The 14,967-nt window shown below is 68.1% G+C and carries 15 protein-coding genes; 6 read left to right on the top strand and 9 right to left on the bottom strand.

All coding sequences use genetic code 11. The annotated features are described in order from the left end of the window. Positions 1 to 49: 49 nt before the first annotated feature. From LRK53_RS08075 to LRK53_RS08045, 7 genes are all read right to left on the bottom strand, one after another. On the bottom strand, positions 50 to 454 hold the full coding sequence (locus LRK53_RS08075) for a hypothetical protein (RefSeq protein ID WP_027492384.1): 405 nt from the start codon (positions 452 to 454) through the stop codon (positions 50 to 52). An 83-nt stretch (positions 455 to 537) separates the two neighbouring features. Beyond that, positions 538 to 990, bottom strand: coding sequence for a DUF411 domain-containing protein (locus tag LRK53_RS08070; RefSeq protein ID WP_027492383.1), 453 nt, complete (start codon positions 988 to 990; stop codon positions 538 to 540). Between the two features lie 2 nt (positions 991 to 992). Beyond that, positions 993 to 2,084: a c-type cytochrome gene (locus LRK53_RS08065; protein ID WP_027492382.1), complete on the bottom strand. Its 1,092-nt coding sequence runs from the start codon at positions 2,082 to 2,084 to the stop codon at positions 993 to 995. A gap of 9 nt (positions 2,085 to 2,093) precedes the next feature. Continuing rightward, positions 2,094 to 3,332: a copper resistance protein B gene (locus tag LRK53_RS08060; RefSeq protein WP_235642615.1), complete on the bottom strand. Its 1,239-nt coding sequence runs from the start codon at positions 3,330 to 3,332 to the stop codon at positions 2,094 to 2,096. Next, entirely contained in the window at positions 3,329 to 5,086 is a 1,758-nt protein-coding gene (locus LRK53_RS08055) for a copper resistance system multicopper oxidase (RefSeq protein ID WP_027492380.1), read from the bottom strand. Before LRK53_RS08055 ends, LRK53_RS08060 begins: the two co-directional genes overlap by 4 nt. A gap of 101 nt (positions 5,087 to 5,187) precedes the next feature. Beyond that, the gene (locus LRK53_RS08050; protein ID WP_235642614.1) at positions 5,188 to 5,583 is read right to left on the bottom strand and encodes a hypothetical protein; all 396 of its coding nucleotides are present in this window, start codon (positions 5,581 to 5,583) and stop codon (positions 5,188 to 5,190) included. 94 nt (positions 5,584 to 5,677) lie between these two features. Next, on the bottom strand, positions 5,678 to 5,944 hold the full coding sequence (locus LRK53_RS08045; RefSeq protein ID WP_235642613.1) for a hypothetical protein: 267 nt from the start codon (positions 5,942 to 5,944) through the stop codon (positions 5,678 to 5,680). Between the two features lie 255 nt (positions 5,945 to 6,199). Between LRK53_RS08045 and LRK53_RS08040 the strand changes: the two genes are divergently transcribed. The 4 genes from LRK53_RS08040 to LRK53_RS08025 all read left to right on the top strand — a co-directional run bounded on the left by LRK53_RS08040 (position 6,200) and on the right by LRK53_RS08025 (position 9,234). Continuing rightward, entirely contained in the window at positions 6,200 to 7,114 is a 915-nt protein-coding gene (locus LRK53_RS08040) for a 23S rRNA (adenine(2030)-N(6))-methyltransferase RlmJ (protein WP_027492377.1), read from the top strand. A gap of 37 nt (positions 7,115 to 7,151) precedes the next feature. Then, entirely contained in the window at positions 7,152 to 7,670 is a 519-nt protein-coding gene (locus LRK53_RS08035; RefSeq protein WP_027492376.1) for a Slp family lipoprotein, read from the top strand. 65 nt (positions 7,671 to 7,735) lie between these two features. After that, positions 7,736 to 8,638 carry a cation diffusion facilitator family transporter gene (locus tag LRK53_RS08030; RefSeq protein WP_027492375.1) on the top strand — a complete coding sequence of 301 codons (903 nt, stop codon included), beginning with the start codon at positions 7,736 to 7,738 and terminating at the stop codon, positions 8,636 to 8,638. Between the two features lie 56 nt (positions 8,639 to 8,694). Beyond that, a complete protein-coding gene (locus LRK53_RS08025) occupies positions 8,695 to 9,234 on the top strand; it encodes a DUF2058 domain-containing protein (protein ID WP_027492374.1) in 540 nt (179 codons plus the stop codon). A 170-nt stretch (positions 9,235 to 9,404) separates the two neighbouring features. On the opposite strand, the gene LRK53_RS08020 is transcribed toward LRK53_RS08025, so the two are convergent. Both LRK53_RS08020 and LRK53_RS08015 read right to left on the bottom strand, forming a co-directional pair. Next, on the bottom strand, positions 9,405 to 9,797 hold the full coding sequence (locus LRK53_RS08020) for a VOC family protein (protein WP_027492373.1): 393 nt from the start codon (positions 9,795 to 9,797) through the stop codon (positions 9,405 to 9,407). Continuing rightward, the gene (locus LRK53_RS08015) at positions 9,794 to 10,195 is read right to left on the bottom strand and encodes an MmcQ/YjbR family DNA-binding protein (RefSeq protein WP_027492372.1); all 402 of its coding nucleotides are present in this window, start codon (positions 10,193 to 10,195) and stop codon (positions 9,794 to 9,796) included. The genes LRK53_RS08020 and LRK53_RS08015 overlap by 4 nt, the downstream gene beginning before the upstream one ends. 198 nt (positions 10,196 to 10,393) lie before the next feature. Here LRK53_RS08015 and LRK53_RS08010 point away from each other — a divergent pair, with 198 nt between their 5' ends. Together LRK53_RS08010 and mfd are read left to right on the top strand one after the other, a co-directional pair. After that, positions 10,394 to 10,999, top strand: a complete 606-nt coding sequence (locus LRK53_RS08010) for a GNAT family N-acetyltransferase (protein ID WP_027492371.1) — start codon at positions 10,394 to 10,396, stop codon at positions 10,997 to 10,999. 58 nt (positions 11,000 to 11,057) lie between these two features. Further along, a complete protein-coding gene (gene mfd, locus LRK53_RS08005; protein WP_027492370.1) occupies positions 11,058 to 14,648 on the top strand; it encodes a transcription-repair coupling factor in 3,591 nt (1,196 codons plus the stop codon). Positions 14,649 to 14,967 lie beyond the last annotated feature (319 nt).

Here is a 14,967-nt window from a genome sequence, read left to right as displayed (position 1 = left end):
CAGAACAGGCACGGCGATGCCACGTCAGTGGATACAGCGACGTGTCAGATCAAATCAGGAGCGAGCAGAACAACAATCGGGGAATGGGGGCCGGTGCACGCAGCTGCTCCTGCCGCACCAAGGCGCGATGCGACGGCAACGCTACCGCAGCCACGGACGGCAACTCCGGCGGCAACGCGGCTAGCGTGCTGGCCGGCACCGAGGCGCTGCGCGCATCGACCTGGGTGGCGTGGTTGGGCTGGCAGTGCTGCCGGCACAGCGGATCGACCGGCGCCGTCATGTCCGTGCAACCGTCATCCATCACCACCATAGCCGCCGCGGTCGTGGCGACCGGCGCCGGCGCGGAGACGCAGGCATACGCCGCCACCGCCACCTGCTGCCACAGCAGCAGCACGACCACCAGCCACGCAAGGCGGCGGCGGGTGAGCGGACGGAGGCGGAAGGCGGGTTTCATCTCACGGGCACTATAGCGTCGGCAGCGGGCGCGTCATTGACGCGGATCAAGTCAGCGGAACGCGATCGGGACACCGGCTTCGCTCACGCGGCCGGGCCGTGCGTCGCGTAGACCCGGGTCGAGCCGTCGCGGCCGATCAGCACCACGTCGTAGCGTTTGGGCGCGCCCATCTCCATGCCAGGCGAACCCACCGGCATGCCGGGCGCGGCCAGACCGCGCGCGTCCGGCCGTTCGGCGAGCAGGCGGCGGATGTCCTCCACCGGCACGTGCCCCTCGATCACGTAGCCGTCGATCACCGCGGTGTGACAAGACACCGCACCGGACGGCACGCCGAAACGCGCCTTCACCGCCGCCATCGGCTGGTCCTGGTGCACGGTCACGGTGTACCCCTGCGCGCGCATGTGGTCGACCCACGCGCCACAGCAGCCGCAAGATGGGTCGCGGTAGACGTCGAACGCATTCGCGGCCAACGCCGCCGGCGCGAACAGCATGGCAAACAGCAGGCTGATACCCATGCGGGAAAACCATCGTTTCATCATCATTCTCCGGTTGTCGGGGTGGTTTGCCACTGGACGGACACGATCTTCCAGCTATCGCCGTCCTTCCTGAGCTTGAGCATCTCGCGGCTGCGCAGTGTAACCGGCTTGCCCTTCATCGTGGCCCCGATCTCGCTTTCGCTGCCGACCATCGCGGTGTCGCCCATCGGCATCGAGCCCAGCGAGACCGGCGTCAGCTTCGCGGCCTTCAGGAACGCGATGTCCTCGCCCAGATGGCCGGCGACGTACTCGTCGCGTGTCTGCGTGTGGCCGCCTTCGCTGACGCCGACGTCGGGCGCCAGCAGCGCGAGCACGGCCTCGCGGTCGCCATGCTGCAACGCAGTCTGGAATGTCCGCGCCACCGCTTCGGCCGTCGGCGCTGCGCCCGGCTTCATGCCTTCCATCGACAGCGGCGCCTCGACTGCTGGCGCGGCGGAGTGTTCGTGGGCATCGCCATCAGCAGCGTCATGGCTGTGTCCCGCTTGGCCGGTCGCAGCCATGCCCTCCATCGCCGCCGCACCATGCGCATCCTCGTCGGCGGCCCCACCATGGCTGTGGCTGTGGCCGCCCGCCTCGTCCATGTCGTGGTCCTGCGGGGCCTTGGCCACGATGTCCTTGTATTGCGCCGGCGTCATGTCGGGCAGCTTCTGCAGGAACGCGACCATGCTCCAGATCGTGGCGTCATCGTGGCTGGCACCCCACGCCGGCATCGCACTCATCTTGACGCCGTGCTTGATCACCCAGAACGCCTCGCGCGGGTCGGGCCGGAATTTTGCCAACTCGGGCGGCAACGGGTACAGGCCCGGGCGCATCTCGTTCTCGGCCATGCCCGGTGCCAGGTGGCAGCCGGTGCACATCGCCGCGTACTGGCCGGCGCCCTTGAGGATCAGCTGCGGGTCGCCGAGGTTCGGCACGACGACGTCCTTCGCGTGATGATCGATCGAGCGCTCGCGCAGCGCCTGCATCAGCGCGTAGACGGGTTTCGTGTGGTGGGCGTCGGCACCGATGTCGTAGACGCCGGACCAGACGAAGGCGCCGACGCCAGCGATGACGACGGCGCAGAGAATCACAAAGGTGATGATGAGTCGTTTCATGGGCTCTCCTCAGAACCAGATGCGCAGGCCGGCAACCCATTGCCGGTCGAAGACTGCTTGATGATTGGCGTGGGCGAAATCGGCCGTGGCACCGAAATGGCGCGCCCAGACTACGCCGATGTACGGCGCGAATTCACGCCGTATCTCATAGCGCAGGCGCAGCCCCAGCTTCGCATCCGAGACGCCGCTGCCGATGCCGCGCGCCGGGTCGGATTTGCCGTACAGGTTGACCTCCAGTTCCGGCTGCAGGATCAGCCGCTGGGTGAACAGCAGCTCGTAGTCGGCACGCAGGCGTGCCGCGGTGCGTCCGGAAGGCCCGACATAGGCGGTGGCCTGGATCTCGAACCAGTACGGGGCCAGGCCCTGCACGCCGAACGCGGCCCAGTCGCGCGTCGGGCCTTCGCCGAAGTCGTGGCGCACGCCCAGTTGCGTACTCCAGAAGGTGGCGACGTTGCGGTTCCAGAAAGCCTCCACGCTGCCATCTTCGAGTTTGCCGCGGCTGCGTTCGCCTTCGCTGCGCAGCCACAGCTTGTCGCTGTCGTTGCCGTACCAGCCTTCGGCTTCCCACGTCTGGCCGTTGCCGTCGCGGCCGTGGAACGCTTCCAGTTGATCGACCAGCAACATGCCGGCCAACGCGCTGCCGTGCAGGTGCAGTCCATGCGCAGGGCTGGCGGCGATGCCGTCGGAATAATCGCCGCTGCGTGCATCCGCAGGTGCGCGGCCGCCCTGCATCGGCCCCATCGCCATGGCCGGCACCGCTCCCGTGCCGTGTGCCGCGCCATGGTCCATGCCGGGCATCGCGCCGTGATCCATCTCCGGCATCGCCTGCTGCTCCGTGCCCGCCATGACATGACTGGAGGCCGCGGGCGTGGTGGACGACGCTCCATGGTTCATCCCATGCATCGAGCCGTGGTCCATCGACGGCATCGCGCCATGGTCCATGTCGTGCATGGGGTGCGCGCCGGCGGGCGCAGCGGCCGGCGTGGCCGGGGCGTGCGGCTTCTTCGCCTTTTTGACCGGCGTCTTCGCCGCCGGTGGCGCACTGCTGCCGGTGCTGGCCGGCATCGTCATGCCGTGCATGCCGGCGTGGTCCATGCCCGGCATTGCGCCCATGTCCATCGGTGCGGTGCTGCCCGACGAGGCCGGCGCGCTCTGCGCCGTCGCCGCCAGCGGCATGGCCAGCAGCAGCGCGGCCAGCAGCAACGGGCGGCGCCCGGAAAATGCAATGATCCGGCGGTTCGTACTCATGCCACCACCACCTCGCGGAACATGCCCGCTTCCATGTGATACAGCAGGTGGCAGTGGTAGGCCCAGCGCCCCGGCGCGTCGGCCGTCACCGCGTAGCTGACGCGTTGCGCCGGCTGCACGTTGACGGTGTGCTTGCGCACCTGAAACTGCCCGCCGGGATTTTCCAGCTCGCTCCACATGCCGTGCAGGTGGATCGGGTGGTTCATCATGGTGTCGTTGACCAGCACGATGCGCAGGCGTTCGCCGGTATTGAAGTGCACCGGCCTGGCGTCGGAATACTTGATGCCGTCGAACGACCACATGAAACGCTCCATGTTGCCGGTCAGGTGCAGTTCGATCTCGCGGCTGGGCTCGCGTGCGTCGATCGGGCCGCCGATGGTGTGCAGGTCGGCATAGGTCAGCACGCGGCGGCCGTTGTCGCGCAGGCCGGTGCCCGGATCGTCGAGGTTGCTGCGCGGCATGTCGACGTGCATGTCCACGCCGGGGCCGTATTCGGCGCGGGCGTGGCGCACGACGGGTGCAGCCGCCATGCCGGACATGCTGCCGTGGTCCATGCCGCCGTGATCCATGCCGGGCATCGCGGCTTGGCCGCCGTGGTCCGCGTGCGACATCGCGCCCATCATGTCGCGCATGTCCAGCCACACGCGCTTGTCCACCGATGGCACCTCCGCCTCCATCCCGGCGCGCGGCGCCAGCGTGCCGCGCGCGTAGCCGCTGCGGTCGATCGACTGAGCGAACAGCGTGTACGCCCGCTCCTCCTGCGGCTCGACGATGACGTCGTAGATTTCGGCCGGCGAGAAGCGGAACTCGTCGACCGGCACCGGCTGTACGTCCTGGCCATCGGCGGCGATCACCGTCATCTTCAGGCCGGGAATGCGCACGTCGAAGATGGTGGACGACGAGCCGTTGATGAAGCGCAGCCGGATCTTCTCGCCGGGCTTGAAGATGCCGGTCCAGTTGCCCGCGGGCGCGGCGCCGTTCATCAGGTAGGTATAGGTATAGCCGGAGACGTCGCTCAGGTCGGTCGGGTTCATGCGCATCTGGTTCCACATCTTGCGCATGGCCAGCGCCTGACTCAGACCCTTCGCGCGCACGTCGCGGAGGAAATCCGGCACCGTCGGCTGGGCGAAGTTGTAGTAGTCGCTCTGCTTTTTCAGCTTGGCATAGATGCGCTCGGGATCCTCGTCGGTCCAGTCGTTGAGCATCACCACGTAATCGCGGTCGGTCGGGTAGCGCTCGGGGCCGTCCGGCTCGATCACCAGCGGGCCGTACAACGCGTTCTGCTCCTGGAAACCCGAGTGCGAGTGATACCAGTAGGTGCCGCTCTGGCGCACCTGGAACCGGTACAGAAAGCTTTCGCCCGGCGCGATGCCGCCGAAACTGATGCCGGGCACACCATCCATCTGGAACGGCAGGATGATGCCGTGCCAGTGGATCGAAGTCGGCACACGCAAGCGGTTGGTCACGCGCAGGTTTACCGTGGTGCCCTGCCTCCAGCGCAACAAGGGACCGGGCACGCTGCCATTGACCGTGATCGCGGGCCGCGCCGCGCCGGTGAAGTTGACGGCGGTCTCGACGACGTCCAGCGCAAAGTCGGTACCACTGAGCACGGTGGGCTGTCCCGGGCTGGTCAGCGCCCAGGCGTTCGGAGGACGCAGCAGGCCAAAGCCGGCCACCGCGCTGCCCAGGGCCAGGCCCTGCACGAAACGCCGCCGCGACAGGTCGGTCGCGGGCAATGGGGAAAATGGATTCACGTTCACTTCCTTCGAGGGGGCATCGGCGGCCGATGCCGATCAAGGGCCGCTTTCACGCCCGCTGCAGGGCGGGCGCGAAAGCGCTATCGCAGCGGGTGGAATCAGCCGACCGGGGGCCGCAATGGCACTGCGTGGACAACACTGGGCGCCGCCAGGACGGAGGAAGAAACATGCGGCGACTCCGGCGCCACCGGCACGAGCCCGGCCATGACCGGCGACGGCAGCACGCTGTCGCATACCGCCGCGCACTGGGCCGGTCCCGTCGACCCGTGCTGGTCGTGGTGCAGATCGCCGCAACAGTCCGTCGGAGCCGGCATGACCTGCCGACCGTGATCGGCCGCGTGCGCGATGGCCGCCGCAGGCGTCGCACCACTCGCGTCGCCGACCATCCCGCGCGGCATGCCGTGCAGCGGCACCAGCGCGAGGATCAGCCACGCCAACCAGGCCATCGCCCGGAGCGACGGCAAGCATGCGGCATGGCGCAGTGGGCGGTTCATCGGCACAGCATAGGGTTCGTGCCGGCGGGCCTCAACCCTGGACGAGGGTCCACCGGACCTCGCCGGCACGCCCACCGCGGAGGGTCGCCCAACGCTACTTGGTGTAGCCCATGTGCAGCGTGATCTTGTCGCCAGCCTTCAGGTTCGCCACCGAAGCGGGCGGGAAGTGCAGGCGCAGCGACATGCCTTCCGAGTCCGCCTCGACCAGGCCGGTCTTGGTGTCGACCGAGCTCACTGTGGCCGGCATCATGTGCATGCTGCCGTTCTTGTTGTGGTGCATCATCTTTTGATGCATGCCTTGATGCATGCCGCCCATCTGGTCCATGTGCCCCATGCTGCTCGACGGCGATGCCGGCGCCATGCCCCCAGTGTCCTGGGCGCTGACCGTGCCAAATGCCAGGCAAAGGCCGACAGCGGCCATCGGAACGATGATTCTTGGCGAAAACGTCATGATGATTCTCCGCGCAGATGGACAGCCGGAGCCGCACGTCCGGCCGGTTGCAACGCTGCAACAGGCGCAGCCTGCACCGGCCAATGTGCAGGAAAGGTTACGTCGCGCCCCGGGGAGCATGGCCCCAGCCCCTCTATACTGGTCCACCCCGCCGCCGTGACCGCCATGAACTACCGCCACGCCTATCACGCCGGCAATTTCGCCGATGTCCTCAAGCACGTCGTGCTGCTGGCGCTGGTCGAGGCGTTGCAGGCCAAATCCACGCCGTTCTGCTATGTCGACACCCATGCCGGCAGCGGCAGCTATGCGCTGGAAGGCCACGAGGCCAAGAAGACCGGCGAGTATCACGACGGCATCGCTCGCCTGCACCCGGCCGAGAAGCTGCCGCCGCTGCTGCGGCGCTGGCGCGACGGTATCCTCGGCGGCGAAGGCAACGAGCACGGCCTGAAGTACTACCCCGGCTCGCCGCTGCAGGTCGCCCGGGCGCTGCGCCCGGGCGACAGCGCGCAGCTGTGCGAGCTGCATGCCGAGGAAGCGGCGAAATTGCGCGAACTGTTCCGCGGCAACCCACAGGTGCACGTGCACCAGCGCGACGGCTATGAGGCGCTGAAGGCGCTGCTGCCGCCGAAGGAGAAGCGCGGCCTGGTGCTGATCGACCCGCCCTACGAGGCGCAGGAGGCCGAGTACAAGCTGATCGAGCAGGCGCTGAAGACCGCCCTGCCGCGCTGGCCCACCGGCGTCTACGCGGTGTGGTACCCGATCAAGCTGCGCAGCCAGGTGCAGCCGTTCCTGCGCAAGCTGCAGCACAGCGGGGTGAAGCGCATCCTGCGCGCCGAGTTGTTGGTGCATCCGGACGATTCGCCGCTGCGCCTCAACGGCTCGGGCATGGTCATCCTCAACGCGCCGTGGAAACTGGACGACACCCTGCGCGAACCGCTGCGCATGCTGGCCAGCCTGCTCTCGCAGGAGCGCCCGGCCGAATGGAAACTGGACTGGCTGCTGGACGAAGCCGGCAGCCAGCTGAACACGCCCAGCCCATTGCCGGCGTCGCGACTACCGCGAACCCCGGGGCGCCGCTAAGCTCGGCGCATCCAGGCTTCCCCCCAGGAGCACGACCATGCGCATCCGCCTCGCCTCCCAGCCGATCCGCCTCGCCGCGCCGGCCGCTCTGCTGATGCTGCTGGCCGCCTGCGCCCCGCCACCGATCTACAAGGCCAGCGGCGCCGCGGTCACCGCCGCGCCGTTCCAGGTCGCGCAATCGCCGGAGAACTTCAGCAACCGCGAGGTGATCTGGGGCGGGCGCATCGTGCAGGTCAAGGTGTTCGCCGATCACAGCGAGATCGAGCTGCTGGCCTACCCGCTGGATGCCTCGCAGCGCCCGAAGGCGAACGACAGCGGCAACGGCCGCTTCATCGCGGTGATGTCCGGCTACGTGGAACCGCTGGACTACCCCTCTGGCGCGCTGATGACCGTCAACGGCAAGCTCAACGGCAGCCGCGCCGGCAAGGTCGGCGAGGCCGACTATGTGTTCCCGCTGGTCGGCGTGGCGCAATCGCACGTGTGGACCACCGACGAGATGAACAAGGGCCGCAACAACGTCCGCTTCGGCGTGGGTGTGGGGGTGGGCATCCACTGATCGCCCCGCACAACGTCCTGTGCCGCCGGTACACTGGACGGCCTCATTCCAGGGACTGAAGCCGCATGTCGTCCAGTCATGCCAATCCCATCAAGGCCATCTTCCTCGCGCTGGGCGCCAACTTCGCCATCTTCGTGGCCAAGCTGTTCGCCGCCTTCGTCACCAGCTCGGGCGCGATGATGGCCGAAGCGGTGCACTCGCTGGCCGACTGCGGCAACCAGGGCCTGCTGCTGCTCGGCATCCGCCAGGCGAAGCGGCCTCCGTCCGACGAATTCCCGCTGGGCTGGGGGCGTGCGCTGTACTTCTGGTCGTTCCTGGTGGCGATCCTGCTGTTCAGCGTGGGCGGCATGTTTTCGATCTACGAGGGCATCCACAAACTCACCAACCCCGAGCCGCTGAAGTGGCCGTGGCTGGCGCTGGGCGTGCTGGTGTTCGGCATCGTGGTCGAGGGCATCTCGATGCGCGGTTGCCTGCAGGAAGTGAACAAGGCGCGCGGCGACCAGGACCTGTGGACATGGTTCCGCGAAACTCGCTCCAGCGAACTGCTGGTGATCTTCGGCGAGGACCTGGCCGCCCTGGTCGGCCTGTGCCTGGCCTCGCTCGCCGTCGGCGCCACCATGCTCACCGGCAACCTGATGTTCGACGCCGGCGGCACCATCGCGATCGGCGTGCTGCTGATCGTGGTGGCGGTGCTGGTGGCGATCGAGGTGAAGGCGCTGCTGATCGGCCAGGGCGTCGAGCCGCGCCGCCGCGACGAGCTGATGAGCTTCCTCAAAAGCCGCCCCGAAGTTGCCGAGGTGCTGAACCTGATCACCCTGCAGATGGGCCCGGACGTGATGGTGGCGGTGAAAGCCCGCATGCAGCCCACGGCCAACCTGATCGATGCGATCAACACTGTCGAGGCGGCGATGAAAGCGCAATTCGGCGATGTGCGCTGGAGCTTCTTCGAGCCGGACAACGCGGACTGAGCCGCCGCAACGCACCGCTCTCCTGCATCCCCACAAGACGTCCCCCGGCAAGTCCGATGCGCAATCCACTCCAGGAACAACTGCTCAAGGCCGGCCTGGTCAAGAAGAACCAGGTGGCGCAGGCCGCGCGCGAGCAGGCAAAGAAGCACCAGGGCAAGGCGCCGGTGGCGCCGAGTGCCGAAGAACTGCAAGCGCGGCGGCTGCAGGCGGAGAAGGCCGAGCGCGACCGCGCCATCGCCGCGGAACGCAATGCGCAGACGCGCGCGAACGAAGCGCGTGCGCAGATTCGGCAGATCGTCGAGGCGCACAAGGTGAAGCGCGAGGGGGAAATCGCTTATCGCTTCACCGACGGCGACCGGATCAGGGACGTGCTGGTGAACGCGGCGCTGCGCGCGCAGCTGGCCGGCGGCACGCTGGTGATCGTGCGCCACGGCGAAGGCTACGAACTGCTGCCGCGCGAGGCCGCCGACAAGGTGTACGAACGCGACGCGGCGATGGTCGTGCTGGACCACGGCCGCGCAGATACCGCCGGCGGCAACGACCCGGACGACGAGTACTACAAGCAGTTCGAAGTGCCGGACGACCTGATCTGGTAGCAGCCCGCTGGCGGGCGATGCTCTTGAAGGCCGGGATTCGGGATTCGGGATTCGGGATTCGGGATTCGCAAGAGCAGCCTCGTAGGGCGGGCACTGCCCGCCGGCCCTTGATGGCCAGAGCGGCGGGCAGTGCCCGCCCTACGCATTGGCGCGCGATCTTTTGCAAGCGCTCAGCGTTTCGGTTCCAGCAGATCCCAGCCGTTGCCGTACAGATCCTCGAACACCGCCACCGTGCCGTAGGCCTCTTGCCGCGGTTCCTCGCAGAAGTGCACGCCTTCGGCGCGCATGCGTTGCCAGTCGCGCTGGAAGTCGTCGGTGTGCAGCAGCAGGAACACGCGACCGCCGGTCTGGTTGCCGATGCGCGAGGTCTGCTCGTCGCCGTTCGCCTTCGCCAGCAGCAAACGCGTTTCGCGGGAACCCGGCGGCGCCAGCAGCACCCAGCGCTTGCCGCCGCCCAGGTCGGTATCCTCCACCAGCTCGAAACCCAACGCACGGGTGTACCAGGCGATCGCCTCGTCGTAGTCGGCGACCAGCAGCGCGAGCGCGCCGAGATGCTGTTTCATTTCTGCTTCACCTTGACGGTTGGCAACGGCCCCAGCGCCGCCCGCAGTTTTTTCGTCAGTTTCGCGCGCACCAGCGTATAGGCGTCGAGGATGAACGCCTCCAGCTCCGCCGTGGCGAAACGCTGCGGTTCGGTGATCGAGATCCAGTGCGCGCGCGCCAGGTACGGCGCGGGGACGATGCCGGGCTGGTCGGTGAGTTCGAGGAAACGGTCGTCGGCCACCTTGCACGACAGCCGCCCGCCTTCACTGCCGTCCGACGGCATCACCGCGAACATCTTGCCGCCGACGCTGAACACCATGTCGACGCCCCATTTGGTATCACGGGTGACGCCGGGCCAGTGGCCGCACAGCGCTTCCAGTTGGGCCGCGGTGAGACCGTTTGCCGGTTTGCGGGTCATGCCGTGCTCCGGGGAAATCCAGCCCTGCATTGTGCGGAGTGATGCGCTCCCTGTCTGCCACGCCCATACCACCCCGTACTGCAACATGGGCAAGCCAATAGCAGCGACGGTTCGCCGCAGATGCGTCAGCTTACCGCGGGGCTCGCCATTGCAAATTCATGTTGCGTTGCACACAATACGCAAAAGTATGGAATTGCCATGAATCCCGCCATCGACTTTTCTGCGCCGTCCCGCTATGCCTCGCTGCCGCCACGCAGCAGCGAGCGCTTTGCGCGCCCCAAGGTGGTGCCGTCGACGCGCGGCGAGCAGGTGCGTACCCAGGACGGCCGCGAACTGGTGCTGCGCGCGATCGAGCCGGGCGACGTGGCGGCGATGCAGCGCTGCTTCACCCGGCTGTCACCGGAGGACATCCGCCGCCGCTTCCTGCACGCGATGTCCGAGCTGCCCACGCCGATGGCGCAGCGGCTGTGCCGCATCGATCCCATGCTGGAGACCGCCTATGTGCTGATGGACGAATCCATCAAGCCGGCCGAGATGCGCGGCGTGGGCCGTATCTACATGGACGAGGCCACCGACAGCGCCGAGTTCTCGGTGCTGGTGGAACAGGACTGGAGCCGCCGCGGCCTCGGTGCGCTGCTTATGCAGCACCTGGTCGACGACTGCCGCCGCCGCGGCCTCGCCGAGCTGTGGGGCTACGTGCTGCTGGAGAACCGGCCAATGCTGGAACTGTGCAAGGAGCTGGGCTTCAGCCAGCGGATGATCCCGGACGAACCGGGCACCGCGCAGATCACGCTGAAGCTGTAGACCACGGCCAGCCCCACCCAGCAGGTCCGGCCGGACCGCCGCGTTACACTTGTCGGCTATGTCCAGCCCGATCAAGCACCCGCCCCTTCCCACCACCCCGAAGCAGCGCCGCTACTGGACGCCGCCGCACGGCTCCGCCCGGGCGTTGCTGCTGGCCGAGGCGGCGCGCTCGCACGAGGGCCTGCTGGTGGTGGTGGCACGCGACACCCAGCGCGCGCAGGCGCTGGAAGCGGAGCTGAAGATCTTCGCCGGCGGTCTGCCGGTGCTGCATTTCCCCGACTGGGAAACGCTGCCCTACGACGCGTTCAGCCCGCACCCGGAGATCGTCTCGCAGCGCATCGCCACCTTGTACCGCTTGCCGGGCGTGAAGCGCGGCGTGCTGGTGGTGCCGGTGGCCACGTTGATGCAGCGTATTGCCCCGCGTTCGCACATCACCGGCTCCGGGCTGGTGCTGGCGAAAGGCCAGAAGCTCGACCTCGCCACCGAGCAGCGCCGGCTGGAAGCCTCCGGCTACCGCCACGTGCCACAGGTGGCCGAGCCCGGCGACTTCGCCGTGCGCGGTGCATTGCTGGACATCTTTCCGATGGGCACGGCCGAGCCGTACCGCATCGAGCTGTTCGACGACGAGGTGGAGTCGATCCGCAGCTTCGACCCCGAAACGCAGCGCTCGCAGCAGCCGGTGGACAAGGTCGAGCTGCTGCCCGCACGCGAATTCCCGCTCACCGGGGAAGCGGCCAAGCTGTTCCGCGGCAACCTGCGCGAGCGCTTCCCGATCGACGTGCGCCACTGCCCGCTGTACCAGGACATGAAGGAAGGCGTGACGCCCGGCGGCATCGAGTATTACTTGCCATTGTTCTTCGAACAAACCGCAACCTTGTTCGACTACCTCGCCGACGACGCGCTGTTCGTGCTCGGCGAGGGCGCCGGTGAGGCCGCCGACCAGTTCTGGGTGCAGACCGCCGAACGCTACGACCAGCGCGCGCACGACATCGAGCGTCCGGTGCTGCCTCCGGCCGAGCTGTACCTGCCTCCGGAAAAGCTGCGCGAGCAGCTCAACAAGCGATTGCGCGTGGAAGTGGTCGAGCCCGGCCATGAACACGCCATCGACACCGGCACCCAGCCGGCACCGGAGCTGCCGCTGAATCGCAAGGGCGAGGAACCGGGTACGTCGCTGCGGCATTTCCTGGCCAGCTACCCGGGCCGGGTGCTGATCGCGGCGGACTCGGCGGGGCGGCGCGAGGCGTTGATCGAGACGCTGGCGGCGGCGGGGTTGAAGCCCGAGGTCCTTGAGGATTGGCGGGCCTTTCTCCTCCCCCTGCAAGCAGAGGGAGGTTGGGAGGGGGTTGCTCCGGCTGGCGAGGAAGCAGAAGCAAGAGCACTCCACCCTCTGCAAGGGATTCCCTTCGGTCACAACCCTCCCCTGCAAGCAGGGGAGGGGGCAGAAGCAGAGGGAGTCAAATTCGCGATCACCATCGCCCCGCTGGAGCAAGGCTTCGCGCTGACCAAGCCCGCCCTCGCCGTGCTCACCGAGCGCGAGCTGTATGGCGAGCGGGTGCGCAGCGAGCGCGAGCGCAAGCGGCGCCGCGGCGCCGCGCGCGACCCCGAGGCGATCATCCGCGACCTCACCGAGCTCACCCCCGGTGCGCCGATCGTGCACGTCGACCACGGCGTGGGCCGCTACCAGGGCCTGGTGTCGATGGACGTGGGCGGCATGGACGGCGAGTTCCTCACCATCGAATACGCCAAGGGCGACAAGCTGTACGTGCCGGTAGCGCAGCTGGGCCTGGTCAGCCGCTACTCCGGCACCGCGCCGGAGCTGGCGCCACTGCATTCGCTGGGCGGCGATGCGTGGGAGCGTGCGCGCCGCAAGGCCGCCGAAAAAGTACGCGACGTGGCCGCCGAGCTGCTGGCGATCTACGCGCAGCGGCAGGCGCGCGGCGGTGAATCGCTGCCGATCGACCGCCAGCTGGTGGAGGAGTTCGGCAGCACCTTCCCGTTCGAGGAAACCCCCGACCAGGAGAGCGCGATCGAGGCCGTGCTGGCCGACCTGGCCGCGCCGCGCGCGATGGACCGGGTGATCTGCGGCGACGTCGGCTTCGGCAAGACGGAGGTGGCGCTGCGCGCCGCGTTCGCCACCGCCACCGCCGGCAAGCAGGTCGCCGTGCTGGTGCCGACCACCCTGCTCGCCCAGCAGCACTACCGCAACTTTGCGGACAGGTTCGCCGACTGGCCGGTGCGGGTGGACGTGCTGTCGCGCTTCAAGTCAGCCAAGGAAGTGAACGAGGCGCTGAAGCGCCTCGCCGACGGCCAGATCGACGTGATCGTGGGTACCCACAAACTGCTGCAGCCGGACGTCAAGTTCAGGAACCTGGGCCTGGTGATCGTGGACGAGGAGCAGCGCTTCGGCGTACGCCAGAAGGAGCAGCTGAAGAAGCTGCGCGCCGAAGTGGACCTGCTGACCATGACCGCCACGCCGATCCCGCGCACGCTGAACATGGCGATGGCCGGCCTGCGCGATCTTTCATTGATCGCCACGCCGCCGGAGCACCGCTCGGCGGTGCGCACCTTCATCTCGGCATGGGACCCGGCGACGATCCGCGAGGCGCTGCAACGCGAGCTGTCGCGCGGCGGCCAGGTGTATTTCCTGCACAACGAGGTGCAGAGCATCGAGCGCACCGTGCGCGAGCTGGAGGAGCTGGTGCCGGATGCGCGCATCCGCATCGCCCACGGCCAGATGCCCGAGCGCGAGCTGGAACAGGTGATGGCGGATTTCCACCGCCAGCGCTTCAACGTGCTGGTGTGCACCACCATCATCGAAACCGGCATCGACATCCCCACCGCCAACACCATCATCATTGACCGCGCCGACCACTTCGGCCTGGCCCAGCTGCACCAGCTGCGCGGCCGCGTCGGGCGTTCGCACCACCGCGCGTATGCGTACCTGGTGGTGCCCGACCGCCGCTCGATCACCGCCGACGCGCAGAAGCGGCTGGAGGCGCTGGCCTCGCTGGAGGAACTCGGCGCCGGCTTCACCCTGGCCACCCACGACCTGGAAATCCGCGGCGCCGGCGAGCTGCTCGGCGACGAGCAGTCCGGCCAGATCCAGGAGATCGGCTTCGGCCTGTACACCGAATTGCTGGACCGCGCGGTGCGCGCGCTGAAGTCGGGCAAGGTGCCGGACTTCGACCTGAGCAGCGAACACGAAACCGAGGTCGAGCTGCACCTGGCCGCCTTGATTCCCGATGACTACCTGCCCGACGTGCACGCCCGGCTGACCCTGTACAAACGCATCGCCAGCGCGCGCAACGAGGACGAGCTGCGCGACCTGCAGGTGGAGATGATCGACCGTTTCGGCCTGCTGCCGGAGCCGACCAGGCAGCTTTTTGCCGTGGCCAGCCTGAAGCTGATGGCCACCCCGCTCGGCATCCGCAAGCTCGATTTCGGCGCCAACGGCGGCCGCATCGTGTTCCGCGAAAAACCCGAGATCGACCCGATGACCATCATCCAGCTGATTCAGCGCCAGCCGCGCGTATACAAGCTGGATGGCCAGGACAAGCTGAAGGTGATCCTCGAGCTGCCCGGCGCCAGCGAGCGCATCCGCAGCGCGCAGGACGTGCTGGTGACGCTGGGCGCGCGCCGGCCGGCCTGAGCCGGGCCGCCGCCGCCGGGGCTGAGGATAGTCACTGGCCGCCGCCCCGGGCTGCGTACAATGTTTGGACAGCCGACCGGATGACCCTCCGCGTCCGCATTGAACCAATTCTCGGCTGCCTCGTGCCGCCTCCTGGCCGCCCGCGGGCGCCGGCAAGCGGCCACGGCCGGGGAATCGGCCACGTGCGGCACCGTGGCACGGCCCGTGCTTGATACGATAGACGATGCGCGTTCGCCGGTTGCCACCCGCTCCGTCACCGGCGGCAGGCAGGCGGGGCGGCAAGCATGACGAGGGGCGACCCCCCGACATGCCGGGGGTG

It is taken from the genome of Rhodanobacter thiooxydans (assembly GCF_021545845.1).
Classification (GTDB): domain Bacteria; phylum Pseudomonadota; class Gammaproteobacteria; order Xanthomonadales; family Rhodanobacteraceae; genus Rhodanobacter.
Note: the sequence above shows the minus strand (reverse complement) of the source record. Positions and strands in the feature narration are given on the sequence as shown.